Genomic DNA, 23,682 nt, shown 5'->3' on the forward strand with positions numbered 1-23,682 from the left:
CCCCAAACCGTGTCACGACCGGACCTCCGCGAAGAGGCCCTGCACTCGGGCGATAGCAGCCTGGACGTCGGCGTCGACCTCCGCCAGAGGGCGCGGGGGCTCGTAGACGTAGAAGGCTCGCGTGAATGGAATCTCGTAGCCAATCTTGGTCTTGGACTCGTCCACCCAAGCCTCGGGAGCCCAGGGCAGCACCTCACGCTCCACGTAGGCGTCCACGTCCTCGGTCAGTGGCACGTTCTCCGTGTCGCGCAGAGATGCGTCCGGTTCGATGCGGCCCTTCGGCCCCTTGACGATCTCGCCCTGGGCTGAGGACTCCGCGAATGCTCCGATCACAGCGCGGCGGTTCGCTGGGGTCAGGCCAACCCTGTGAGCCCCGAGCGCGGTTCCGAGGTCCTTGTCGAACTCTCCTCGCTCGGTCCAGACCTGCTCGTGGTCGAGGCTGTCGAGCGCCTCGCGCAGCAGGTGTCGGGTCTCCTTGTCGAACTTCTTGATCGGAGTCAGGTTGAGCGCAGCCTCGATCCGGTCCTCGTCCACCGAGTAGACCTGCCGCAGCGGCTGTTCGACCGTGATCGTGCGATAGCCGAAGTCCTCCGTGTTGAAGACTTTGGAGACCTCCGGATCGGCGTCCTCGTACTCACCGTAGAGGTCCACGATGCTCGTGATGTTGGCCTCGGAGAGCATGCGCCGCTTCGCCCCGATGGACTTACGCATCTTGACCCACTGCGCGGTGCCGTCAATCAACTGGACCTTGCCTCGCCGCTCCTGCGGTTTGTTGTTGTCGAGCACCCAGATGTAGGTAGCGATGCCGGTGTTGTAGAAGAGGTCGGTCGGCAAGCCGATGATGGCGTCCACGAGGTCGTTCTCCAGCAGGTGTCGCCTGATCTCTGACGGCCCCTGTCCAGCGCTGCCGGTGAACAGCGCGGAGCCGTTGAGGACGATGGCCCCACGGCCACCACCCTGCGCGGCGGGACGCATCTTGGAGACCAGGTGCTGGAGGAAGAGCATCGCGCCGTCGTTGACGCTGGGCAGGCCAGCAGTGAAGCGCCCCTCGTCTCCGTCGCGCTCGCGCTCGGCCTTGACGGCCTTTTCCTGCACCTTCCAGTCCTGCCCGAACGGCGGGTTAGAGATGCAGTAGGAGAAGGTCTTCCCCTCGTGCCCGTCAACCAAGAGGGTGTCCCCGAAGAAGATGTTCTGGGCGTCCTGCTTCTTGATGATCAGGTCGGCCTTGGCCATGGCGTACGACAGCGCGTTGAACTCCTGACCGAAGAGGTTCAAGGTCGCGTGACCGTTGTGCTCGCGCATCCACTCATGGGCCTCGGAGAGCATGCCGCCCGTGCCGCAGGTCGGGTCGTAGACCTGCCGGATCAGGTGCGGGTCGGACAGGTCCTCCCTGTCCGGTGAGAAGAGCAGAGACACCATCAAGCGCACCACTTCGCGCGGGGTGAAGTAGTCACCCGCTACGTCCTTGGACGCCTCCATGAAGCGCCGGATAAGTTCCTCGAAGACGTCACCCATCTCGGCGTTGCTCACCCGGTCCGGGTGCACGTCCAGTGCGGCGAACTCCTTGACGACGGCAGACAGACGGTCGCGGTCGTCCAGGTCGCGGATGATCTTCGGCATGTCGAAGCGCTCGAAGACCTGCCGCACCTCCTCGTTGTAGCCCTCGATGAGGTTCTGGAGGTTCGCAGCCTGGTTGGCTGGGTCACCGAGCGTGCTCAGGGTGAACTGCGACGTGTTGTAGAACTCCTGACCGGAGGCCCGCTTCAGCATCTCGTGACGCACGAGGTCGGGAGCGCTCTCGTACTTCTCGGAAGCCGCGAGGACCGCATCCTTGGTGGGCTCCAGCACCGACTCGAACCGCGCCAGCACGGTGAACGGCAGGATGACCGTGCCGTACTCCTTCGGGCGGTACGGGCCACGGAGCATGTCTGCGATGCCCCAGATGAAGGTCGGGTCAGGCTTGGTCACGGCGCTCTTTCGGTCGTCAGATCGGCTCTCGGTCATGCTATTTGTCCTGGTGCCGTCCGGCCTGGAGGCTTGCCGACCAGGGCTCCGGCTGGTCTTCCACTTCCTCACGTTGCGTCCCCAGCAAGCGCCACCGTCAGCCGTGTCTTCTCACCGCGCTGGAGGGCGGTGTCCTTGTCGATCTTCTGGCTACCCACCACGCGGGCCCAGTCGATCTCGCGCCATCGCTTCGTGACGGCGAGGGTGCGCATCTTGGCGACGACACGCTCGGGGTGCATCCCGGCCCCGAGGAGAGTGAGGCACTGCTCGTCGGTCAGCGGACGTTCCCACCACCCCGAGCCCCCAGTCTCGGCAAGCGCGTCTTCAGGCTCGTCGAGAGGGACTGCTGCACGAACAGGTGACATCTGATCTGGCTTGCCCGTGAGGGTGGCCTGGAAGGATGTTGCTGTGCCTAAGCCCTACCCCCGAGAGTTTCGTGATGATGTCGTGCGCGTCGCCCGCGGCCGTGAGCCGGGTGTGACGCTGGAGCAGGTCGCCAAGGACTTCGGTGTCCACCCGATGACGTTGAACAAGTGGTTGCGCCAGGCCGCGATCGATGATGGCGACAAGCCGGGCACGACCACGGCTGAGTCTGCTGACCTGCGGGAGGCCAACCGGCGGATACGGCTGCTTGAGCAGGAGAACGAGGTGCTGCGCCGGGCGGCGGCTTACCTGTCTCAGGCGCATCTGCCGGGAAAAGGCTCTACCCGCTCGTGAGTGAGCTGGCCGCTGACGGGATTCCCGTGACGGTCACGTGCCGGGTCCTGAAGCTCCACCGTCAGAAGTATTACGCCTGGCTGGCCAGTCCGGTCACCGGTCGTGAGCTGCAGGCGGCCTACCGGGCCAACGCGTTGTTCGATGCCCACCGTGATGATCCGGAGTTCGGGTACCGGTACTTGCTTGTGGAGGCCGCCGACGCGGGTGAGGTGATGACGCCGCGCACGGCGTGGCGGTTCTGTTCGGCGAACGCGTGGTGGTCGGTCTTCGGCAAGAAGCGCGGCAGCCACGGCAAGAAGCCCGGGCCACCGGTGCACGATGACCTGCTCGCTGGTCAGGACGAGCACGGTGTGATCCGGCACTCCTTCACCGCCGCCGCGCCGAACCAGGTGTGGCTGACCGACATCACCGAGCACCGCACTGGTGAGGGGAAGCTGTATCTGTGCGCGATCAAGGACGCCTGCTCCGGGCGGATCGTGGGCTACTCCATCAGCGACCGGATGAAGTCCACCCTCGCGGTCGGCAGCCCTGGACTCGGCCGTCGCGCGGCGACGCGCGCAGGGTCAGGACGTCACCGGGTGCATCGTGCACTCCGACCGCGGCAGCCAGTTCCGCTCACGCAAGTTCGTGCACGCCTTGAACCAGCACGCGCTGACCGGGTCGATGGGCCGGGTCGGCGCTGCCGGTGACAACGCCGCGATGGAGTCCTTCTACGCGCTGCTGCAGAAGAACGTCCTGAACCGCCGCACCTGGGACACCCGCGAAGACCTGCGGATCGCGATCATCACCTGGACCGAACGCACCTACCACCGGCGTCGACGCCAAGAACGCCTCGGCCAGTTGACCCCCATCGAGTACGAGACGATCATGACCACGCCAGCCGATCAGGCGGCATGACTACCAACTGTCACCTGTTCGTGCAGCAGTCCCGTGGAAGCCGACGCCTGAGTCATCCGCACAACCTCCCTCGCATGAGCCGCTCTGGCTTCACCCTGCCCGAAAGGCGGCCCAACGCCTCTGCGCGGACTCCACCGAGCCTTCGCACGCCCGGCTCCGCGCTCGTGGAACCGACCTCAGACCCTCATGGACAACGACAAGGGCCGGACCGCTCGATCCTGAGCAGTCCGGCCCTTCTCTGGGCGTTCCGTACAAACGTGAAACACGCTTCCACGCAAACGACCCCCGGTGTCCGAGGGGGGACTTGAACCCCCACCCTCTATACGAGGACTAGCACCTCAAGCTAGCGCGTCTGCCAATTCCGCCACCCGGACGAGGTGGTGCGGAGGCGGTCCCGAGGACCCCCTCTGCGACGGCAGACACTAGCACGCACCCGGCCGAATCTCGGAATCGGCCGGGTGCTGCGGATCAGTCCGCGACCTTGATGACGAGCTTGCCGAAGTTGCGGCCCGTGAGCAGTCTGCGGAACGCCTCGACGGTCTGGTCCAGGCCCTCGACGACGTCCTCGCGGTACTGCACGCTGCCGTCGGCCACCCAGCCGGCCATGTCGGCCAGGAACTGCTCGGTCTGGGTCGGCGCGAACTCGGTCTGGATGAACCCGCGCACGGTCAGGCTCTTGCGCAGGATCGTGCCCATCAGCACGCCCGACCGGTCCGGTCCCTGGGGCAGCGAGGTGGCGTTGTAGCCGGCGACGAGACCGCAGACCGGCACGCGGGCGTACGTGTTGAGCCGGGGGAGAACCGCGTCCCAGACGGCTCCGCCGACGTTCTCGACGTAGACGTCGACACCGTCCGGTGTCGCCGCCGCGAGCTGCTCGGCGAAGTCGGGCGCACGGTGGTCGACGGCCGCGTCGAACCCGATCTCCCGCAGATGAGCGACCTTCTCCGGGCCGCCCGCGATGCCGACCGCCCGAGCACCCTTGAGCCGGGCGATCTGTCCGACGGCCGAGCCGACGGGGCCGGTGGCCGCGGCGACGACGACGGTCTCGCCCGGCTTCGGCTGCCCGATGGTCAGCAAGCCGGAGTACGCCGTGAAGCCGGGCATGCCGAGCACACCGAGTGCCGTGGTGACGGGTGCGACCGACGGGTCCAGACGCCGCAGGTGCCTCACCTTCTCGACCGAGTGGGTCTGCCAGCCGCCGTACCCCAGGACGACGTCGCCGGGCTCGAACGCGTCGTCGTTCGACTCGACGACCCGCGAGACCGTCGCACCGACCATGGGCGCGCCGATCTCGACCGGTGCGGCGTACGACGGTGCATCGCTCATCCGACCGCGCATGTACGGGTCGAGCGAGAGGTAGAGCGTCTCGAGCAGCGCCTCGCCGTCACCCGGCGCAGCCAGGTCGATCGTCTCGGTGCGGAAGTCGTCCTGGGTGGGCTCGCCGTGTGGGCGGGCGGCCAGGACGATGCGGGTGGTCTGGGCCATCGGTACGTGCTCCTTCGGTTGTCGGGTGACGTGCGCGAGAACAGTGCACCGCATGACCCGATTCCGGTACGCGGTGGAGGCTTTCGCCACACCCGGCCTGGTACGTTCGCGCGCGGTCGGCGAGCCAGGCGGCCTGACGAACCCTCAAGGAGAGCGATGTCCGACGTCGTCGACACCACGGCCCCCGCGCGCGAGGAGCAGTCCCTGCATCGCGGGCTGAAGGCTCGCCACCTCAACATGATCGCCATCGGTGGTGCGATCGGCACGGGCTTGTTCGTGGCGTCCGGTGCATCGATCAGCGAGGCCGGCCCGGGCGGCGCGCTCATCGCGTACGGCGCCATCGGCCTCATGGTCTTCCTGCTCATGCAGAGCCTCGGCGAGATGTCGACCTACCTGCCGATCGCCGACTCCTTCGAGGCGTACGGCACCCGCTTCGTGTCCCCGTCGTTCGGCTTCGCGACCGGCTGGAACTACTGGTTCAACTGGGCCATCACGGTCGCGGCGGAGCTGGTGGCCGCGGCCCTGGTGATGAAGTACTGGCTGCCCGACGTGCCGTCGTGGGTGTGGTCGGCGATCTTCCTCACGCTGCTGTTCGCGCTCAACGCGATCAGTGCCAAGGCGTTCGGCGAGAGCGAGTTCTGGTTCGCCTCGGTCAAGGTGCTGACGGTGCTGGTGTTTCTGGTCATCGGCGTCCTGATGATCGCCGGGATCCTGGGCGGTGACTCGCCCGGGACGTCGAACTGGACCGACGGTGAGGCACCGTTCGTCGGCGGCGGCCTCGGCATCCTGTCGATCTTCATGGTGGCCGGCTTCTCGTTCCAGGGCACCGAGATGGTCGGCGTCGCCGCAGGCGAGGCCGAGGACCCCGAACGCACGATTCCCAAGGCGATCCGCGCCGTGTTCTACCGGATCATGCTGTTCTACGTCGGTGCCATCGTGGTGATCGGCTTCCTGCTGCCCTACACCGACAAGCGCCTGCTGGACAGCAGCGAGGAGAACATCACCGTCGCGCCGTTCACGCTGATCTTCGAGAAGGCCGGCATCCTCGGCGCTGCGACCGTCATGAACGCCGTGATCCTCACCGCGATCCTGTCGGCCGGCAACTCGGGGGTCTTCGCCTCGACCCGGATGCTGTACGCGCTCGCCAAGGGCGGCAAGGCACCTCGCCTGTTCGCGCGTACCAACCGTCGGGGCATCCCGATGGCGGCGCTGCTCGCGACGACTGCGGTCGGGGCGTTGTGCTTCGTCACCAGCCTCGCGGGCGACGGCGCGGCGTACACCTGGCTGGTCAACGCCTCGGGTCTGGCCGGGTTCATCACCTGGGTCGGCATCGCCTGGTCGCACTACAAGTTCCGGCGGGCGTTCATCGCCCAGGGGCACGACATCAGCGAGCTGCCGTTCCGGGCGCGGTGGTTCCCGCTCGGGCCGGTCGTCGCGCTGGTCATGTGCATCGTGGTGGTCGTCGGTCAGAACTACGAGGCCTGGCTGACGACCACGCCCGACCTGCACGGGCTCGCGACGTCGTACATCGGGCTGCCGCTGTTCCTCGGGCTGTGGGCGGGGCACAAGCTCGTGACGCGTGCACCCAAGGTCGACCCGACGGAGGCCGACCTCAGCCGCGAGTGACCACGCCTGTCGGTACGACGCGCGAGACTGTGACCGTGCTGCTCGCCGACGTCGTCTCCGCCTCCGCCCGCGTCGCCGCGACCCGGTCGCGCACCGCCAAGACCGAGGTGGTCGCCGACGTCCTGCGCGCGGCCGAGCCCGCTGAGGTCGCACTCGTCACCGCCTATCTCGCCGGCGTCCTGCCGCAGCGCCGGGTCGGCGTCGGCTGGCGCACACTCGGCTCGCTGCCCTCACCCGCCGCCGAGCCGTCCCTGACCGTCGTGGGTGTCGACGGGCTGCTCCAACGCCTGGCCGACGCGTCCGGGCCGGGGTCGGTGGCTGCACGCGCGGCGCTGGTGGGTGAGCTGTTCGGTGCCGCGACGGCCGGCGAGCAGACGTTCCTGCGCGGGCTGATCTCCGGCGAGCTGCGCCAGGGCGCCCAGGACGGCGTCATGCAGGCTGCGATCGCCACCGCCGCCGACGTCCCCGCGACACTCGTGCGCCGTGCCGTGATGCTGGCCGGTTTCAGCGCGCCGGTCGCCGCGGCCGCCATGAGCGGGGGAGTGCAGGCCCTCGAGCAGGTCGGGCTCGAGGTCGGTCGCCCCCTGCGACCGATGCTCGCCGGCTCCGAGCCGAGCGTTGCCGAGGCGCTGAGCACCGCTGCGGCGCAAGGAGATCCGGTCGCCATCGAGTGCAAGCTGGACGGCATCCGCGTGCAGGCGCACAAGGTCGGTGACCAGGTCCGCCTGTTCACCCGCAGCCTCGACGACGTCACCGACCGGCTCCCGGAGGTGGTCGAGGTCGTGCGCGGTCTCCCGGCCGACACGCTGGTGCTCGACGGCGAGGTGATCGCGCTGCGTGAGGACGGCTCGCCCCACCCGTTCCAGGTGACCGGCGCCCGCACCGCGAGCAGCAAGGACCCGGCCGAGCTGCGGCGTACGACGCCGGTGACGCCCTGGTTCTTCGACGTCCTGCACCGCGACGGTGCCGACCTGATCGACCAGCCGGCGACGGTCCGCGTCGCGGCCCTCGTCGACGTCGTCCCCACCGAGCACCTCGTCCCGCGAGCCGTCACCGCGGACACCGGCGAGGCGCAGGCCTTCTTCGAGGAGTGGGTGGGCCGCGGCCACGAGGGTGTCGTCGTCAAGAGCCTTGCGGCTCCGTACGCCGCGGGTCGGCGGGGCGCCGGCTGGGTCAAGGTCAAGCCCCGGCACACGCTCGACCTGGTGGTGCTCGCGGTCGAGTGGGGCAGCGGACGTCGCCGCGGCATGCTGTCCAACATCCACCTCGGCGCCCGCGACCCCGAGACCGGCGGCTTCGTGATGCTCGGCAAGACGTTCAAGGGCATGACCGACGCGATGCTCGACTGGCAGACGCGGCGGTTCACCGAGCTCGCGACCGACCGCGGTGAGTGGGTCGTGACCGTGCGACCGGAGCAGGTGGTCGAGATCGCGTTCGACGGTGTGCAGCGCTCCTCGCGCTACCCGGGCGGGATGGCGCTGCGCTTCGCACGGGTGCTGCGCTACCGCGACGACAAGACCGCCGAGCAGGCAGACACCGTCGACGACGTACGCCGGCTGGCCGGGTGGTCCTGAACGCCCCCGCGCGTGGCAAGGTGGAGTCATGGCCGAGGCGAAGCAGACCCAGCAGACGACGAGCCCGCAGGACGAGGTCGTCCGCATCTGTCAGGACCTCATCGGCATCGACACCAGCAACTACGGCGACGGCAGCGGCCCGGGTGAGCGCAAGGCCGCCGAGTACGTCATGAGCGAGCTCACCGAGGTCGGCCTCCACCCCGAGCTGATCGAGAGCGAGCCCGGCCGGGCGAGCGTCGTCGTCCGCATCGAGGGCGAGGACTCCTCGCGCGGCGGTCTCGCCGTGCACGGTCACCTCGACGTGGTCCCCGCCAACGCCGAGGACTGGCAGGTCAACCCGTTCGGCGCCGAGATCAAGGACGACTGCATCTGGGGCCGCGGTGCGGTCGACATGAAGGACATGGACGCGATGATCCTGTCCGTGGTGCGTGACCTTGCGCGCACCGGCACCAAGCCGCCTCGCGACCTGGTCGTCGCGTTCTTCGCCGATGAGGAGGCCGGCGGTGTCAAGGGCAGTCAGTGGGTCGTCGAGCACCGACCCGAGCTGTTCGACGGCGTCACCGAGGCCATCAGCGAGGTCGGCGGCTACAGCGTCACGTTCCCCACCCAGAGCGGCAAGGACCAGCGCGCGTACCTCCTGCAGACCGCGGAGAAGGGCATCGCCTGGCTGCGCCTCACCGCGCACGGACGCGCGGGCCACGGCTCGGTGCCCAATGACGAGAACGCCGTCGTCCGGCTCGCCCAGGCGATCGCGCGCATCGACAACCACGTCTGGCCGCGCGAATACATCAGCTCGGTGCGTCAGCTGCTCGACGGCCTGTCCGACCTCAGCGGTCAGACGTACGCCGACGACGACCTCTCCCGGGTGCTGCCGCTGCTCGGCGGCGCACGCGGGTTCGTCGAGGGCACGCTGCAGGACACCTCCAACTTCACGATGCTCGACAGCGGGTACAAGCACAACGTGATCCCGCAGAGCGCGAGCGCCTCGCTGGACTGCCGGTTCCTGCCCGGTCACGAGGACGAGCTGATGGCGACCGTGCGCGAGCTCGCCGGGGAGCACGTCGAGGTGACGGTGCACCACCGCGACATCGCGCTCGACGCGCCCTTCGAGGGCGCGCTGGTCGACAAGATGAAGGGCGCCCTGCTCGCCGAGGACCCGGACGCCGCGATCCTGCCGTACTGCCTGTCGGGCGGCACCGACAACAAGGCACTCAAGGCGCTCGGCATCACCGGCTACGGGTTCGCGCCCCTGCAGCTGCCGGCCGACCTCGACTTCGCCCCGATGTTCCACGGCATCGACGAGCGGGTGCCGCTGGAGTCGTTGAAGTTCGGGGCCCGGGTGCTGCAGCGGTTCGTCGCCGACTGCTGAACGACGCCTCAGGCGGTGCGCTGCACCCGGATGATCTTGCGGCGCAGCCACACCCGTCGGTGACCGCCGAGGTAGAGCCTCGTACGAGCCAGCTCCCAGTGCCCGTACTCCGCGTGCTCGGCCAGCACCTGACGGATGTCCGGGCGCGTCGCATCGCGGGGGAACGTCAGGACCCGGTACTCGTACTGAACCATTGCTGCCATTCTGCGACATCTTCGCTACCGTCGGCGTCATGACGGATGACCCGCGTGCCGCCCTTTCCGCATTGGTGACATCTCTCGAACGGCACCTGGAGGCCGCGGCCGCGCGGCGCGGGGAGAACGACCCGACGGTGGTCGCCGCCTACAGGGACGTCGCCGACGCGTTCGAGACCTACGACGACGCCCTCATGGACACCTACGGCGAGGTCACCCCGTTGGAGATCTACGCCGGTGACGACGACGACTTCGACGACGAGGACGACGAGGACGACGAGGACTTCGACGACGAGGACGACGTCGAGTACTCCGGTCTCGACGACGAGGACTACGACACCGAGGACGAGCCGGCGACGCCGACCCGCGGCTGAGCCCCCGGCGGTCTGCCTCAGCCGGAGACCTCGTCGAGTGCCTGCGTCACCTGGTCGGGCACGACGAGGTCGACGGCCTTCAGCGCCGAGCGCAGCTGGGTGACGGTGCGCGCGCCGATGACTGCAGCCGCCACCGACGGGCGTGCGGTGAGCCACCCGAGAGCCACCTCTGCCGGCGTCACGCCGAGCCCGTCGGCCGCCGTGCTGACCGCCTCGACCACCGCCCGCGAGTGGTCGTCGAGGTAGGGCTCCAGCAGGCTGGGACGTTGAGCCGCGCGTGAGTCGGCGGGCACGTTGTGCCTGTACTTGCCCGTCAGGGCACCGCGCGCGAGGGGTGACCACGCGAGCAGCCCGACGCCGAGGTGGGCTGCAGCCGGGCAGACCTCCTGCTCGGCCTCGCGTCGAAGCAGGCTGTACTCGATCTCGTTGGCCACCAACGAAACTCGAGCCTGCTGCAGCAGCGCGTGCGCCCGCGTCATCTGCCACCCCTGGTAGTTGGACACACCGACGTAGCGCGCGCGGCCGGTGGACACCGCCCACTCCAGCGCGGACAGGGTCTCCTCCAGGGCGGGCTCGTCGCTCCAGGTGTGCACCAGCCACAGGTCGACGTACGACGTCCGCATGCGCTCCAGGGACAGGTCCAGCTGGCGCATCAACGTGCCGCGTGAGGTGTCGACGACGCGGTCGCCCGTCGTACGCGAGATGCCGGCCTTGGTGATGATCGTGAGGTCGTCGCGGTCGACCACCTCACGGGTGAGGTCGCCGATGATCTGCTCGGTCTCGCCCAGGCCGTACCCGTGCGCCGTGTCGAGGGTGTGGCCGCCACCGGCGACATAGGCCTCGAGCTGCTCTCGTGCGGTCTCGGGCTCGACGTCGGTGCCCCATCCGAGCGTGCCGAGCGTGAGGGCGGAGACGCGCAGGCCGGACCGGCCGAGAGGGAGCGAACGCATGGGCGGCAACCTACCGACCCCGACGCCTGCACGGTGACGAAGGGATAGCGTTCGAGACCATGAGGCTCGGACTGATGGTCGGCTACTGGGGATCGGCCAAGGACACGCACGCTCACTCCCAGCTCCAGCTGGTCCAGGAGGCCGAGCGGCTCGGGTACGCCGTTGCGTGGGTTGCGGAGGCGTACGGCTCGGACGCCCCGACCGTCCTCGCCTGGCTGGGCGCCCAGACCGACCGCATCGACGTGGGCAGCGCGATCATGCAGATCCCCGCCCGCACTCCCGCGATGACCGCCATGACGGCAGCCACGCTCGACTCACTCACCGGCGGTCGGTTCCGGCTGGGGCTCGGCGTGTCCGGGCCGCAGGTGAGCGAGGGCTGGCACGGGGTGCGCTTCACCGACCCGCTCGGACGCACCCGCGAGTACGCCGAGATCGTCCGACGCGCCCTCGGCCGCGAGCGGCTGGAGTACGACGGTGAGCACTTCACGCTGCCTCTACCCGACGGTCCGGGCAAGGCACTGCACCTGACGATCCGACCCGAGCGGGCGCGAATTCCGTTGTACCTCGCGGCGATCGGCCCCAAGAACCTCGCTCTGACCGGTGAGGTCGCCGACGGCTGGCTGCCGGTCTTCTACATCCCGGAGGAGGCGGGCGGCCTGCACGAGACGGTCCGAGCAGGTCGCGAGGCAGCCGGACGGGGAAGGACCCTCGACGGTTTCGACATCGCGCCGAGCGTGCCGGTGAGCCTCGGGTCAGACCTGGAGCAGGCGTACGACCGGGTTCGTCCGTACGCCGCGCTCTACGTCGGCGGGATGGGCTCGGCCAAGCAGAACTTCTACAACCGCATCGCTGTGCGGGCCGGGTTCGCCGACGAGGCAGCGACGGTCCAACGGCTCTACCTGGAGCGTCGCCCGCGTGACGCCCAGGCCGCGCTCTCGCACGACTTCCTGGACCGGACCGCGCTGGTCGGGGACCGGGCACGCATCGCCGACCGGCTGCACCGCTACGCCGAGGCCGGGGTCACGACGTTGTGTGTCGCGCCCTACGGCGAGAGCCTGCAGCAGCGCCTCGACACGGTGCGCACGATGGCCGAGCTCCTGGACGAGCAGGGTCTGGCGGGCTGATCGGTCAGAGCCAGCCGGAGCGCTTGAACGCGCGGTAGAGCAGGAACGAGCCCCCGATCATCACCGCGAGCGCCACGAAGTAGCCGTAGTGGTACTCGGTCCCGCCGACGTCGAACGACGCGCTCAGCTCGGGCATGCCCTCGAAGTTCATGCCGTAGACACCGGCCAGCATCGTCGGGAAGGCCGCGATGGCGACCCACGCCGAGATCTTGCGCATGTCGCTGTTCTGCTGGACCGACACCTGCGCGAGGTGGGCGTTGAGCACGTCGGTGAGCAGCCTGTCGTAGGACTCGACGTGGTCGACGACGCGCAGCAGGTTGTCGCTGATGTCGCGGAAGAAGGGCACGGCGTCGGAGGGCAGCCGGCTGCCGTGCAGCAGGCGGGTGAGCGGGTCGACGAGCGGCTGGGCGGCCCGGCGCGTCTCGAGCACCTCGCGCTTGAGAGAGTAGATCTCCTGCACGTTGCCCTGCGCCTCGGCCGAGAACACGCTGCGCTCGATGCGGTCCAGGTCGTCGGTGAGCTCGTCGTCGATGCGCACGTAGTTGTCGACGACGGCATCCATCACCGAGTAGAGCACCGCGATCGGGCCGTGCTCCATCAGGTGGGGCGCGTGCTCCAGGGCGGCACGCACGGGCGCGAGAGGGGCCGGCTCGCCGCGACGGACCGTCAGGGCGAAGCGGTCGCCGATGAACAGCATCACCTCACCGGTCTCGACGTCGGAGGTGGCCTCGACGTAGCTGAGCGTCTTCATCGCGACGAACAGATGGCCGTTGTCGTAGTACTCGATCTTGGGACGCTGGTTGCCGGTGACCGCGTCCTCGATGGCGAGCGGGTGCAGGCCGAGCTCGTCGCGCACGAGGTCGAACTCGTCCTGGGTGGGGTCCTTCAGGCCGATCCACAAGAAGCCCGTGCCCTGCTCATGGAGCAGGTCGAGCTCGTCGCTCAGGTCGCCGCAGGGGAGTCGTCTGCCGTCCCTGTACACGGCCTGGTCCACGATCACGGCCCTATGTCACCACGCGCGGTGCGGCAGCGCACGCCCACCGCGCCACCGGGTCGTGCGCCGTCCGCCTACAGTGGCCGCGTGGCCACCGTCCTGCTCCTGCGCCATGGGCGCACCACCGCCAACTCCTCGGGCCTGCTGGCCGGGTGGACTGCCGGGGTCGGCCTCGACGACACCGGTCGGAAGCAGGTCGAGTCGGTGGGTGCCAGGCTCGCCGAGCTGCCGCTCGCCCGCGTCGTCTCGAGCCCGTTGCAGCGATGCCAGGAGACCGCCGTCGCCGTCGTCGGGTCACGTGGTCTGGACGTCGTGACCGATGACGCGTTGGGGGAGTGCCGCTACGGCGCGTGGACCGGCCGGCCCATCAAGGACCTCGCCCAGGACCCCCTGTGGGCGACGGTCCAGGCCCAGCCGTCGGCCGTGACCTTCCCGCCGTCCGAGGAGTACGAGCACGAGTCGATGGCGCAGATGCAGACACGCGCTGTGGAGGTCGTCCGGCGCGTCGACGCGCAGGTCGAGGCCGAGCACGGTGCACAGGCGGTGTGGGTCGCCGTCTCGCACGGGGACGTGATCAAGGCCGTGCTCGCTGATGCCCTCGGCACGCATCTCGACCTGTTCCAGCGCATCTCGGTCAATCCCGCCTCGCTGTCGGTGGTGCGCTACACCAGCAGCCATCCCTACGTCCTGCGGGTCAACGACAACAGCTCGTCGGTCGCCGACCTGCTTCCGTCGAAGGCGGAGGCCAGCAGCACCGACGCCACGCCCGGTGGTGCCACCGGCTCCTCCGGGTCCGCGGATTAGGCTCGACACATGCCCGTCATCGAGTACGACCGACCGGACCGGTTCATCGCCGGCACGGTGGGCCCTCCCGGCCAGCGCACGTTCTTCCTGCAGGTCTCCCAGGGGCGACGCGTCACGTCCGTCTCGCTGGAGAAGCAGCAGGTCGAGGTGCTCGCCGAGCGGGTCAACGAGCTGCTCGACGAGGTGGGCGCCGCCGCCGACGTCCCGCCCGCGCCCGAGGACAACGGTCCGCTGAGCACACCGATCGAGGACGAGTTCAGGGTGGGCACCCTCAGCCTCGCCTGGGAGTCCGACCTGGCTGCCGTGGTCATCGAGTGCCACGACGGGCAGGTCGAGCTCGAGCCCACCGACGAGGGCGACGAGCTCGTCGAGGTCACGCCCCCTGACTCCTCGGTGCTCCGCGTCGTCATCACGGCGGCCGACGCCCGCGAGTTCGCCCGACGCAGCCTGGCTGCGGTCGCGCAGGGGCGACCGCCGTGCCCGTTCTGCGGTGGACCGCTCGACGCCGACGGTCACATCTGCCCGCGCGCCAACGGCTACCGCCGCTGACCGATGGACGGGCGCGCAACCGGCTCCGCCGACTCCGCACCACCTCGCGGGCACGCACGCACGTCCGACGAGCTCATCGATCTGCTGAGCACTGGTGAGATCGAGATCGAGGGGCAGCTGGTCGATGCGTCGAACCTGGCGCTGCGCGTGCGCGTCGGGACCGGCGACACGCGCGCTGCCGCCGTCTACAAGCCGATTCGCGGCGAGCGCGAGCTGTGGGACTTCCCGGACGGCCACCTGGCCGGGCGCGAGGTCGCGACCTTCCTGATCGCTCGGGCGGGTGGATGGCCGCACATCCCCGAGACCGTCCTGCGTGACGGGCCGCTCGGCCCGGGTTCGCTCCAACGCTGGGTCGGACCCCTGGAGCCCCAGGAACCCATCTCACTCATCCGGCTGGATCCCGTGCGTGAGGTGCCGCCGTCGTACCTCCCGGTCGTCGCGCTCGAGCTCGAGGGCGACGGGCCGGTCGCCGTCTCGCACGCCGACGACCCGCGGCTCGCCTCACTCGCGGTGCTCGACGCGGTGCTCAACAACGCCGACCGCAAGGGCAGCCACCTCATCGAGGACGACCGACGGCTGTGGGCGATCGACCACGGCATCACGTTGCACACCGACCCCAAGCTGCGGACCGTCCTGTGGGGCTGGGCGGGCGACCCCATCCCGGAGGATGACCTGGGGCGCTTGCACGACCTCGTCGCCGCTCTCGACGACACACTGGCCTCCGAGCTCGCTCCGCTGCTCACCGGCGACGAGGTCGAGGCGTTGCGGCACCGCGCTCACCGACTGCTGCGGCAGGGGACGTTCCCCGAGCCCCCCGAGGCCCGGACTCCGCTCCCGTGGCCCCTGTGGTGAGGTCGTAGGCTGCAGGGCGTGAAGTCATGGTCCGCGCCTGTCCTGCCCGAGCTGCCCAGCAGGAGCGGACCCCTCCATCTGTTCGACACCTCGACCCAGTCGGTGCGCGAGGTCAGCCCGCAGGGCCAGGCCCGCATGTACGTCTGCGGCATCACCCCGTACGACGCCACCCACCTCGGGCACGCGGCGACCTACGTGACGTTCGACCTGGTCAACCGCGCCCTGCGCGCGGCCGGCCATGACGTCCACTACGTCCAGAACACCACCGATGTCGACGACCCGCTGCTGGAGCGCGCGGCTCGAGACGGCGTCGACTGGCGTGAGCTCGCCACGTCGGAGATCGACCTGTTCCACACCGACATGACCGCCCTGCGGGTGCTTCCTCCGGACGACTACGTCGGCGTCGTCGAGACGATGCCGCAGCACGCGGCCACGGTGGCGTCCTTGCTCGCGAACGGCTCGGCGTACACCGTCGAGGTCGACCCGACCGAGGCCGGCCGTGAAGGCGCCCGCGACGTCTATCTCGACCTCGCGACGCAGCCGACGTTCGGCTCGGTCTCGCACTGGACCCGCGAGCAGATGATGGAGGTCTACGCCGACCGCGGTGGCGATCCCGACCGCGCCGGCAAGCGCGACCCGCTCGACCCGCTGCTGTGGCGGGCCGCCCGTCCGGGCGAGCCGTCATGGGACGGCGGTGTGGCCGGCGAGGGTCGGCCCGGCTGGCACCTGGAGTGCACGACCATCGCCCTCAACTTCCTCGGCGAGGGCTTCGACGTCCAGGGCGGCGGCACCGACCTGATCTTCCCGCACCACGAGATGAGTGCCGTGCAGGCGACGGCGCTCACCGGCACCGTGCCGTTCGCCCGGACCTATGCCCATCAGGGCATGGTCGCCTACGAGGGCGAGAAGATGAGCAAGTCCAAGGGCAACCTCGTCCGCGTGTCCGACCTGCGCCGCCAGGGCGTCGACCCGATGGCGATCCGGCTCGTACTGCTCGCACAGCACTACCGCGACGACTGGGAGTACACCGACACCCTCCTCAAGGCTGCGACCGAGCGCCTCGAGCGCTGGCGAGCAGCGGCGAAGGCCGACCGCGGCCCGGCCGCCGCGCCTGTCGTGGCCACGGTCCGCAGTGCGCTCGCTGACGACCTGAGCACCGCGCGCGCCCTCGACGCCGTCGACGCGTGGGCCGAGCAGTCCGGCACCGACGACCACGTGCCCGGCGCGGGGGCCGACCTGAGCCAGGCGCTCGACGCGCTCCTCGGCGTACGCCTCTGAACGGCCCGCCCCGCACATCAGTGCACGGGGCGGGCCGAGGCAGCGGTGCGATCAGATCGCCGGTGACCCCGTCAGACTCCAGCCGTAGTCGCCGTTGCCGTCGTCGTTGAGGTTGTAGCTCACGTAGCCGTCGGCGGTGTTGCCCGAGCCGTTGACGACGGTGTCGGTCTGGCAGGTGGTGCTGCCCGAGGAGTTGTTGTCCATCAGCGAGGTGACGTCGCACCAGCGGGTGCGTACGTCGGCGTCGTTGTTCTCGAGGCGGACCTGAACGTCGAAGTTGTCCCACTTGTTGCCGCCCGCGTCGCCCCAGCTGATCTCAGCGCGAGCCCTGCGGTACTCGTAGCTGCCGCCCGGGCCACCCCACCAGCGGTCGATGCACATCCTGATCGTGACGTCGACGTTGAAGCCGGACGTCGGGAACTCCTTGCTGTTGGTCGAGCACTTCGTCTCAGCCGAGGCGGATGGTGCGGTGACTGCTGCCGAGCCAACGAGCGCCAGACCCGCGGCGGCGAGCGTGGTGGCCATGCGTGTAGTGCGTCGCACAGGTTGTCTCCGATCTGTCGAATCCTCCGGTGGGACAGGGGATTTCGCGTCTCGCTGCCCCCGATCGTTCGAACGTAGAGGGCGGTGCGAGGCGGAGTCGAAGGAAATACTCGACGCGACGTGGAGCGACCGTCAGTCGTCGTCCTCCTGGCGGCGGCGCAGGTAGCGCTCGAACTCCTTGGCGATCGCGTCACCGCTGGCCTCGGGCAGGTCGGTGGTGTCCTGTGCCTCCTCGAGCGAGTGGACGTACTCGGCGACCTCGTCGTCAGAAGACGCGAGCTCGTCGACACCGTGCTCCCACGCACGCGCGAGGTCGGCCAGGTCGGCGTGCCCGATCAGGGTGTCGAACAGCTCCTCGAGGCGGGTGATGAGCGCCAGGGTCGCCTTCGGAGAGGGGCTGCCGCCGGCGTAGTGCGGGACCGCCGCCCAGCACGACATCGACGCGATCCCGGCCCGGTGAGCGGCGTCGACGACGACGCCGACGATGCCGGTGGGGCCTTCGTACAGGCTCGGCTCGAGGTCGTAGCGGTGGCGGGTCTCGTCGTGCTCGGAGGTGACCGTGACGGGGATCGGCCGGGTGTGCGGGACGTCGGCGAGCAGACCGCCGAGCGTGATGAGCATCGAGACGTCCAGGTCCTCGGCCAAGGACATGATCTCCTCGGTGAACGTCGCCCACCGCATCGACGGCTCGATCCCCTGGACGAGCAGCACGTCCCGGTCCAGGGGTGTCTCACGGGCCAGGAGGATGCGGGTCGTCGGCCAGCGCAGGGTGCGCGCGCCGTCCTCGTTGACGATGCGCGGACGGTTGACCTGGAAGTCGTAGTAGTCCTCGGGATCCAGCGCGGCGATCGGCTCGGCGTCCCACATCCGGGCGAGGTGCGCCAGCGTCGCGGTCGCTGTCTCACCGGCGTCGTTCCAGCCCTCGAACGCCGCGATCATAATCGGGTCGCGCAGCTCTGGCAGGTCCTCGAGCTGGATCAACGGGGGCCTCCCGGAGGTCGACGGGACCGGTCGCACACGCGCCGGCTGACGCCGGGAGGTGACCCGGCGTCGTACCACCCTAAGGACCTGTCCCGTCCCGCGGAGCGGTGGTCCGCAGAACGTGTCGCGGTGCCTCGTTAGGATGGCGCGACGCCCAGCACCAGAGGTCCCAGCCGATGGAGGCACCCACGTGAGCAGCCGCTCCGACCTGAGCGTGACCCGGTCCGCCGAGTCCGCCACCGCACGCCAGACCGAGGTCGACCCGACCCACGTCCAGCCCGACCGCACCGACGAGCTCACCGAGGCGCTGCGCAGCCGCATCCTCGTGCTCGACAGCGCGATGGGCACCATGATCCAGCGCCACAGGCTCGGTGAGGACGACTACCGGGGTCAGCGGTTCGCCGACTGGGCCAGCGACCTCAAGGGCAACAACGACCTGCTCTCGCTGACTCAGCCCGAGCTGATCCGTGAGATCCACCGGGCCAACCTCGAGGCCGGCTCCGACCTCATCGGCACCAACACGTTCAACGCCCAGGCCATCTCGATGGCCGACTACGGGATGCAGGACCTGGGATACGAGCTCAACCTCGCCTCGGCGCAGCTGGCCCGGCTCGAGTGCGACGCGATGACGCAGCGCACCCCCGACCGTCGCCGCTACGTCGCAGGTTCGCTCGGACCGACCAACCGCACTGCCTCGATCTCGCCCGACGTCAACGACCCCGGCAAGCGCAACGTGACGTTCGACCAGCTCGTCGACGCCTACCTCGAGCAGGCGCAGGGGCTCGTCGACGGCGGGTCGGACCTGCTGGTCATCGAGACGATCTTCGACACCCTCAACGCCAAGGCTGCGATCTTCGCGTGCGAGACGCTGTTCGAGCAGCGTGAGCGGCGCTGGCCGGTGATCATCTCCGGCACGATCACCGACGCGTCGGGGCGCACGTTGTCGGGCCAGGTCACCGAGGCGTTCTGGAACAGCGTGCGTCACGCGCGCCCGCTTGCGGTCGGGCTCAACTGCGCCCTCGGCGCCACCGACATGCGGCCCTACGTCGCCGAGCTGTCGCGCGTCGCCGACTGCTTCGTCTCGTGCTACCCCAACGCCGGTCTGCCCAACGCGTTCGGCGAGTACGACGAGAGCGCCGAGGCGATGGCGGCGGTCGTCGAGGAGTTCGCGGCCGATGGTCTGGTCAACCTCCTCGGCGGCTGCTGCGGCACGACGCCCGAGCACATCGGGCTGATCGACAAGGCGGTCGACGGCAAGACCCCGCGGGTGCCTGCCACGGTGGGTCCGGCGCTGCGGCTGTCGGGCCTCGAGCCGCTCAACGTGGTCGAGGAGTCGCTGTTCGTCAACGTCGGCGAGCGCACCAACATCACCGGGTCGGCCCGTTTCCGCCGGCTCATCAAGGACGGCGACTACGGCACCGCCCTCAACGTTGCCCGCCAGCAGGTCGAGGCCGGCGCGCAGGTCATCGACATCAACATGGACGAGGGCATGATCGACGGCGTCGAGGCGATGGAGCGGTTCTGCCGCCTCATCGCCGGTGAGCCGGACATCTGCCGGGTGCCGACGATGATCGACTCCTCCAAGTTCGAGGTGATCGAGGCCGGCCTGAAGTGCGTCCAGGGCAAGGCGATCGTCAACTCGATCTCGATGAAGGAGGGCGTCGAGCCGTTCGTCGAGCACGCCCGCCTGTGCCGCAAGTACGGCGCGGCCGTGGTCGTGATGGCGTTCGACGAGGAGGGTCAGGCCGACACCCTCGAGCGGCGCAAGCAGATCTGCGGTGAGGCGTACCGAATCCTCACGCAGGAGGTCGGCTTCCCGGCCGAGGACATCATCTTCGACCCCAACATCTTCGCGGTCGCGACGGGCATCGAGGAGCACGCCAACTACGGCGTCGACTTCATCGAGGGCACCCGGTGGATCAAGCAGAACCTCCCGGGCGCGCTGGTGTCGGGCGGCGTCTCCAACGTGTCGTTCTCGTTCCGTGGCAACAACCCGGTGCGCGAGGCGATCCATGCGGTGTTCCTCTACCACGCGGTCGCGGCCGGCATGGACATGGGCATCGTCAACGCCGGCGCCCTCGTGGTCTACGACGAGATCGACCCCGAGCTGCGCGAGCGCATCGAGGACGTCGTCCTCAACCGGCGCGACGACTCCACCGAGCGGCTGCTCGAGATCGCCGACCAGTTCAACTCCACGGGTGAGCAGAAGGAGAAGGTCACCGAGGAGTGGCGCGAGCTGCCCGTGCGCGAACGCATCACGCACGCCCTCGTCAAGGGTCTGGACGAGCACATCGAGTCCGACACCGAGGAGATGCGCGCTGAGCTGGCGGCCTCCGGTGGCCGTCCGCTGGAGGTCATCGAGGGCCCGCTGATGGACGGCATGGGCGTGGTCGGCGACCTGTTCGGCGCCGGCAAGATGTTCCTGCCGCAGGTCGTGAAGTCGGCCCGCGTGATGAAGAAGGCGGTCGCCTATCTGATCCCGTTCATCGAGGACGAGAAGCAGCCCGGTGACGCACAGCGCTCCAACGGCAAGGTCGTGATGGCGACCGTCAAGGGCGACGTCCACGACATCGGCAAGAACATCGTCGGTGTGGTGCTGCAGTGCAACAACTACGACGTCGTCGACCTCGGCGTCATGGTGCCGGGCCAGAAGATCCTCGACGCGGCCAAGGCCGAGGGCGCCGACATCATCGGCCTGTCCGGCCTGATCACGCCCTCACTGGACGAGATGGTGTCGTTCGCCGAGGAGATGGAGCGACAGGGGCTCGACATCCCGCTGCTGCTCGGCGGGGCGACGACGTCCAAGGCGCACACCGCCGTCAAGGTCGAGCCGAAGTACCACGGTCCGGTCATCTGGGTGAAGGACGCCTCACGGTCGGTGCCGACGGTCGCCTCGCTGCTGTCCGACGAGCGGCGCCCCGCGCTGCTGGAGCAGGTCGGGCAGGAGTACGACGCACTGCGCGCCCGGCACGCCGCCAAGAAGAACGACCGGCCGCTGCTGTCGATCGAGGACGCCCGCGCCAACGCCACGCCGATCGACTGGTCCGGCTACCAGCCGCCGCGCCCGCACCTGCTGCAGCAGCAGGCCAAGGACCTGCACGAGGGTCCGCACCCGAGCGGGGCGTCGTACACCAAGACCTTCCACGCGTACCCCATCGACGAGCTGCGCGAGTACATCGACTGGCAGCCGTTCTTCAACGCGTGGGAGATGAAGGGTCGTTTCCCCGACATCCTCAACAACCCGGCCACGGGTGAGGCGGCACGCAAGCTGTACGACGACGCGCAGGCGATGCTCGACCGCGTCGTGCGCGAGAAGTGGCTGACGGCCAACGGTGTGATCGGCCTGTTCCCGGCCAGCGCGGTCGGTGACGACGTCGAGATCTACACCGACGAGACCCGCACGCAGGTCCGCGCGACGCTGCACCACCTGCGCCAGCAGGGCGAGCACCGGCCGGGCATCCCGCACCGTGCGCTCAGCGACTTCGTCGCTCCGAAGGACACGGGTCTGCGCGACTACGTCGGCGCCTTCGCGGTGACGGCCGGCCTCGGCGCGCAGGAGCACATCGCGCAGTTCAAGGCCGACCTCGACGACTACAGCGCGATCCTGCTGGAGTCGATCGCCGACCGCCTGGCCGAGGCGTTCGCCGAGCGGATGCACGAGCGGGTCCGTAAGGAGTTCTGGGGCTTCGCGGGCGATGAGCACCTGTCCAACGAGGACCTCATCTCCGAGAAGTACGCCGGCATCCGTCCGGCTCCCGGCTATCCCGCCTGCCCCGATCACACCGAGAAGGAGCTGCTCTGGGAGCTGCTCGACGTGCAGGAGCAGACAGGCATCGAGCTGACCGAGAGCATGGCCATGTGGCCGGGCGCGGCCGTGAGCGGCTGGTACTTCTCGCACCCGCAGTCGCAGTACTTCGTGGTCGGTCGGATCGGTCGCGACCAGGTGCAGGAGTACGCCCACCGCAAGGGCTGGACCCTCGCCCAGGCGGAGAAGTGGCTCTCACCCAACCTCGCCTACGAGCCGGAGGACTGATGGCTCTGAGCACGACACCGGCCGACCTCGAACCCGCCACCGGCGGCGCCCTGCCCGCAGCGGTGCTGTGGGACATGGACGGCACGATCGTCGACACCGAGCCGTTCTGGATCGAGGCCGAGCACCAGTTGGTGGAGTCCTACGGCGGCACCTCGACCGACGAGCTCGCGCACCAGTGCGTCGGCAACCCGTTGCTCGTCTCCGCGGCGATCATCCGCGACAACTCGCCGGTCACGCTGACGCCGGAGCAGATCGTCGACGTGCTCCTCGACGGCGTCGTACGCCGCATGCGCGAGCACGTGCCATGGCGACCGGGTGCACGCGAGCTGCTCGAATCCCTTGCAGCGCAACAGGTTCCGTGCGCACTGGTCACCATGTCCTACACCGTCTTCGCGCAGGTGCTGGTCGACGCACTTCCCGAGGGCACCTTCGCCGCCGTGGTGACGGGAGACGCCGTCACGCACGGCAAGCCGCACCCGGAGCCCTACCTCACGGCCGCTGCACAGCTCGGCGTCGAGCCGGGGGAGTGCGTGGCGATCGAGGACTCGCCCCCGGGCGTGCGCTCGGCGGTGGCGGCCGGCGTACCCACGCTCGCGGTGCCGCACGTCGTACGAGTGCCGGTCCTCGACGGCGCCACCCACGTCGACACCCTGCAGGGCCTGACTCCCGCCGACCTGCGACGCATCGTTCTGCAGTAGTCGCCGGGCCACGTCACAGCGATCTGGCCTGACTGAACGCCTCGTCGAGGCACTTTACGAGGCCGGGTGCTCGCCCAGGGCCGGTCCATCGCCGGAAGGCGACCTGGAACGCACCGATGGCCGTCGCCGCCGCGATCTGTGCGATGTCGTCCGGCACGTCACGTCCGCGCAGCGCCGATGCGACCGCAGACGTCCATGCCTCCATCTTGAGCAGCTCGCGTTCCCGGAGGCTGGCGGTCGCCGCCAGGACCCGTGACCGCTGCCGGGCGCGATCGCGTGGCTGATCACCGAGCGCCTCCGCGAGCGTGGTCAGGCCGACCTGTGCGGCACGGAGGGCGGACGCGTCTTCCGGGGCTGCTGTCACGGCGGTGCTGAGCTGCTCGGTCAGATCCCCGAACGTGCCGAACAGCACCTCGCGCTTGTCGGTGAAGTGGCGATAGTAGGTGCGTTCGGTGACCCCCGCTCGAGCTGCGATCTCGGCGACGTTCGTCTGGTCGTAGCCCTGCTCGTCGAACAGGTCGAGGGCCGACTGCACCAGCCGGTCCTGGGCACCGGGACTCCACCGTGGCATAACCATCACTCTAGCGATGACAGGTACTGACATCAAAGGCTAGGCTGCTTCATGTCAGGAACTGA

Annotated in this window: 20 protein-coding genes, 1 tRNA gene and 1 pseudogene; 12 read left to right on the forward strand and 10 right to left on the reverse strand. The window is 69.2% G+C overall.

Annotation, left to right across the window (positions count from 1 at the left end):
* Positions 1–12: 12 nt before the first annotated feature.
* On the reverse strand, positions 13–1,968 hold the full coding sequence (locus tag VV01_RS07620; protein ID WP_331456422.1) for a type I restriction-modification system subunit M: 1,956 nt from the start codon (positions 1,966–1,968) through the stop codon (positions 13–15).
* A gap of 104 nt (positions 1,969–2,072) precedes the next feature.
* Positions 2,073–2,243 carry a hypothetical protein gene (locus tag VV01_RS23275; protein ID WP_157508774.1) on the reverse strand — a complete coding sequence of 57 codons (171 nt, stop codon included), beginning with the start codon at positions 2,241–2,243 and terminating at the stop codon, positions 2,073–2,075.
* A gap of 169 nt (positions 2,244–2,412) precedes the next feature.
* Between VV01_RS23275 and VV01_RS07630 the strand changes: the two are divergent.
* Positions 2,413–3,618: pseudogene (locus VV01_RS07630) on the forward strand (IS3 family transposase).
* A gap of 289 nt (positions 3,619–3,907) precedes the next feature.
* Here the strand turns inward: VV01_RS07630 and VV01_RS07635 are convergent.
* A tRNA-Leu gene (locus VV01_RS07635) sits at positions 3,908–3,992 on the reverse strand.
* A 94-nt stretch (positions 3,993–4,086) separates the two neighbouring features.
* Positions 4,087–5,103 (reverse strand): NADP-dependent oxidoreductase, encoded by a 1,017-nt coding sequence (locus tag VV01_RS07640; RefSeq protein WP_050669365.1) that lies wholly within the window; start codon positions 5,101–5,103, stop codon positions 4,087–4,089.
* A gap of 156 nt (positions 5,104–5,259) precedes the next feature.
* On the opposite strand from VV01_RS07640, the gene VV01_RS07645 reads away from it, so the two are divergent.
* The 3 genes from VV01_RS07645 to VV01_RS07655 are packed head-to-tail and all read left to right on the forward strand — an operon-like array spanning position 5,260 to position 9,672.
* Positions 5,260–6,729, forward strand: coding sequence for an amino acid permease (locus VV01_RS07645; RefSeq protein ID WP_050669366.1), 1,470 nt, complete (start codon positions 5,260–5,262; stop codon positions 6,727–6,729).
* A gap of 35 nt (positions 6,730–6,764) precedes the next feature.
* Positions 6,765–8,303: an ATP-dependent DNA ligase gene (locus VV01_RS07650; protein WP_050671793.1), complete on the forward strand. Its 1,539-nt coding sequence runs from the start codon at positions 6,765–6,767 to the stop codon at positions 8,301–8,303.
* Positions 8,304–8,331: 28 nt separating this feature from the next.
* The gene (locus VV01_RS07655) at positions 8,332–9,672 is read left to right on the forward strand and encodes a M20/M25/M40 family metallo-hydrolase (RefSeq protein ID WP_050669367.1); all 1,341 of its coding nucleotides are present in this window, start codon (positions 8,332–8,334) and stop codon (positions 9,670–9,672) included.
* An 8-nt stretch (positions 9,673–9,680) separates the two neighbouring features.
* Here the strand turns inward: VV01_RS07655 and VV01_RS07660 are convergent, their stop codons facing one another.
* Positions 9,681–9,866 carry a DUF5703 family protein gene (locus tag VV01_RS07660; protein WP_231635184.1) on the reverse strand — a complete coding sequence of 62 codons (186 nt, stop codon included), beginning with the start codon at positions 9,864–9,866 and terminating at the stop codon, positions 9,681–9,683.
* A 38-nt stretch (positions 9,867–9,904) separates the two neighbouring features.
* On the opposite strand from VV01_RS07660, the gene VV01_RS07665 reads away from it, so the two are divergent.
* Complete coding sequence (locus VV01_RS07665) at positions 9,905–10,240, forward strand: hypothetical protein (RefSeq protein ID WP_050669369.1); 336 nt, start codon at positions 9,905–9,907, stop codon at positions 10,238–10,240.
* A gap of 17 nt (positions 10,241–10,257) precedes the next feature.
* Here VV01_RS07665 and VV01_RS07670 read toward each other — a convergent pair whose 3' ends face one another.
* Positions 10,258–11,190, reverse strand: coding sequence for an aldo/keto reductase (locus VV01_RS07670; protein WP_050669370.1), 933 nt, complete (start codon positions 11,188–11,190; stop codon positions 10,258–10,260).
* A gap of 59 nt (positions 11,191–11,249) precedes the next feature.
* Between VV01_RS07670 and VV01_RS07675 the strand changes: the two genes are divergently transcribed.
* Complete coding sequence (locus tag VV01_RS07675) at positions 11,250–12,314, forward strand: LLM class F420-dependent oxidoreductase (protein ID WP_050669371.1); 1,065 nt, start codon at positions 11,250–11,252, stop codon at positions 12,312–12,314.
* A 4-nt stretch (positions 12,315–12,318) separates the two neighbouring features.
* Here the strand turns inward: VV01_RS07675 and VV01_RS07680 are convergent, their stop codons facing one another.
* Positions 12,319–13,314: a magnesium and cobalt transport protein CorA gene (locus tag VV01_RS07680; protein WP_050669372.1), complete on the reverse strand. Its 996-nt coding sequence runs from the start codon at positions 13,312–13,314 to the stop codon at positions 12,319–12,321.
* 81 nt (positions 13,315–13,395) lie between these two features.
* On the opposite strand from VV01_RS07680, the gene VV01_RS07685 reads away from it, so the two are divergent.
* The 4 genes from VV01_RS07685 to mshC are packed head-to-tail and all read left to right on the forward strand — an operon-like array spanning position 13,396 to position 16,791.
* Positions 13,396–14,112 (forward strand): histidine phosphatase family protein, encoded by a 717-nt coding sequence (locus VV01_RS07685; protein ID WP_050671794.1) that lies wholly within the window; start codon positions 13,396–13,398, stop codon positions 14,110–14,112.
* A 9-nt stretch (positions 14,113–14,121) separates the two neighbouring features.
* Positions 14,122–14,661, forward strand: coding sequence for a DUF3090 domain-containing protein (locus VV01_RS07690; protein WP_050669373.1), 540 nt, complete (start codon positions 14,122–14,124; stop codon positions 14,659–14,661).
* 3 nt (positions 14,662–14,664) lie between these two features.
* Positions 14,665–15,513, forward strand: coding sequence for an SCO1664 family protein (locus VV01_RS07695; protein ID WP_082220874.1), 849 nt, complete (start codon positions 14,665–14,667; stop codon positions 15,511–15,513).
* Positions 15,514–15,531: 18 nt separating this feature from the next.
* Positions 15,532–16,791 (forward strand): cysteine--1-D-myo-inosityl 2-amino-2-deoxy-alpha-D-glucopyranoside ligase, encoded by a 1,260-nt coding sequence (gene mshC / locus VV01_RS07700; protein WP_050669374.1) that lies wholly within the window; start codon positions 15,532–15,534, stop codon positions 16,789–16,791.
* A gap of 51 nt (positions 16,792–16,842) precedes the next feature.
* Here the strand turns inward: mshC and VV01_RS07705 are convergent, their stop codons facing one another.
* Positions 16,843–17,316, reverse strand: coding sequence for a hypothetical protein (locus VV01_RS07705; protein WP_050669375.1), 474 nt, complete (start codon positions 17,314–17,316; stop codon positions 16,843–16,845).
* Between the two features lie 150 nt (positions 17,317–17,466).
* Positions 17,467–18,315, reverse strand: coding sequence for a PAC2 family protein (locus VV01_RS07710; protein WP_050669376.1), 849 nt, complete (start codon positions 18,313–18,315; stop codon positions 17,467–17,469).
* Positions 18,316–18,505: 190 nt separating this feature from the next.
* Here VV01_RS07710 and metH point away from each other — a divergent pair, with 190 nt between their 5' ends.
* Complete coding sequence (gene metH, locus VV01_RS07715) at positions 18,506–22,348, forward strand: methionine synthase (RefSeq protein WP_456237224.1); 3,843 nt, start codon at positions 18,506–18,508, stop codon at positions 22,346–22,348.
* Positions 22,348–23,046 carry an HAD family hydrolase gene (locus VV01_RS07720; RefSeq protein WP_050669377.1) on the forward strand — a complete coding sequence of 233 codons (699 nt, stop codon included), beginning with the start codon at positions 22,348–22,350 and terminating at the stop codon, positions 23,044–23,046. The genes metH and VV01_RS07720 overlap by 1 nt, the downstream gene beginning before the upstream one ends.
* 13 nt (positions 23,047–23,059) lie before the next feature.
* Here the strand turns inward: VV01_RS07720 and VV01_RS07725 are convergent, their stop codons facing one another.
* Complete coding sequence (locus tag VV01_RS07725; protein WP_050669378.1) at positions 23,060–23,617, reverse strand: TetR/AcrR family transcriptional regulator; 558 nt, start codon at positions 23,615–23,617, stop codon at positions 23,060–23,062.
* Between the last annotated feature and the right edge of the window lie 65 nt (positions 23,618–23,682).

The organism is Luteipulveratus halotolerans, from assembly GCF_001247745.1.
GTDB lineage: Bacteria > Actinomycetota > Actinomycetes > Actinomycetales > Dermatophilaceae > Luteipulveratus > Luteipulveratus halotolerans.

Bases quoted from the DNA above. Each gene is read 5' to 3' on its own strand.
- VV01_RS07670 (WP_050669370.1), bottom strand. From the start codon at position 11,190: ATGCGTTCGCTCCCTCTCGGCCGGTCCGGCCTGCGCGTCTCCGCCCTC.
- VV01_RS07690 (WP_050669373.1), top strand. From the start codon at position 14,122: ATGCCCGTCATCGAGTACGACCGACCGGACCGGTTCATCGCCGGCACG.
- VV01_RS07725 (WP_050669378.1), bottom strand. From the start codon at position 23,617: ATGCCACGGTGGAGTCCCGGTGCCCAGGACCGGCTGGTGCAGTCGGCC.
- VV01_RS07655 (WP_050669367.1), top strand. From the start codon at position 8,332: ATGGCCGAGGCGAAGCAGACCCAGCAGACGACGAGCCCGCAGGACGAG.
- VV01_RS07720 (WP_050669377.1), top strand. From the start codon at position 22,348: ATGGCTCTGAGCACGACACCGGCCGACCTCGAACCCGCCACCGGCGGC.
- VV01_RS07640 (WP_050669365.1), bottom strand. From the start codon at position 5,103: ATGGCCCAGACCACCCGCATCGTCCTGGCCGCCCGCCCACACGGCGAG.
- VV01_RS07660 (WP_231635184.1), bottom strand. From the start codon at position 9,866: ATGGTTCAGTACGAGTACCGGGTCCTGACGTTCCCCCGCGATGCGACG.
- VV01_RS07645 (WP_050669366.1), top strand. From the start codon at position 5,260: ATGTCCGACGTCGTCGACACCACGGCCCCCGCGCGCGAGGAGCAGTCC.
- VV01_RS07665 (WP_050669369.1), top strand. From the start codon at position 9,905: ATGACGGATGACCCGCGTGCCGCCCTTTCCGCATTGGTGACATCTCTC.
- VV01_RS07705 (WP_050669375.1), bottom strand. From the start codon at position 17,316: ATGGCCACCACGCTCGCCGCCGCGGGTCTGGCGCTCGTTGGCTCGGCA.
- VV01_RS23275 (WP_157508774.1), bottom strand. From the start codon at position 2,243: ATGCACCCCGAGCGTGTCGTCGCCAAGATGCGCACCCTCGCCGTCACG.
- VV01_RS07675 (WP_050669371.1), top strand. From the start codon at position 11,250: ATGAGGCTCGGACTGATGGTCGGCTACTGGGGATCGGCCAAGGACACG.
- VV01_RS07695 (WP_082220874.1), top strand. From the start codon at position 14,665: ATGGACGGGCGCGCAACCGGCTCCGCCGACTCCGCACCACCTCGCGGG.